General features: G+C 40.5%; 1 protein-coding gene. It reads right to left on the bottom strand.

From position 1 onward, the window contains the following. Positions 1 to 196: DUF3404 domain-containing protein (locus E0702_RS17905; RefSeq protein ID WP_132045839.1), on the bottom strand; the 196-nt coding region annotated here is incomplete at its 3' end. Positions 197 to 257: the final 61 nt, after the last annotated feature.

Here is a 257-nt window from a genome sequence, read left to right as displayed (position 1 = left end):
TAGAGGTCTGAGGGAGCATAGATTGAGGCGTGAGCAATCTTGTTGGGTAGTCAGATTGCAATACGCGCACATCGTAAGACACTGCCGCATCTGATGTCTTGAATAAATTAACAAATTTATCAATACGTTCCGGCAGTGTATCCGCTTTAGCACCAACAGATGCTAAGCTAAGAATGCACACCAAGATCTTTATCATTGTATATTTCAAGGCAAAACTTATTAAATCAGCGAGTTACCACCAGACATTGTCATTATGA

Source organism: Halomonas marinisediminis, from assembly GCF_004347715.1.
Lineage (GTDB): Bacteria > Pseudomonadota > Gammaproteobacteria > Pseudomonadales > Halomonadaceae > Halomonas > Halomonas icarae.
Note: the sequence above shows the minus strand (reverse complement) of the source record. Positions and strands in the feature narration are given on the sequence as shown.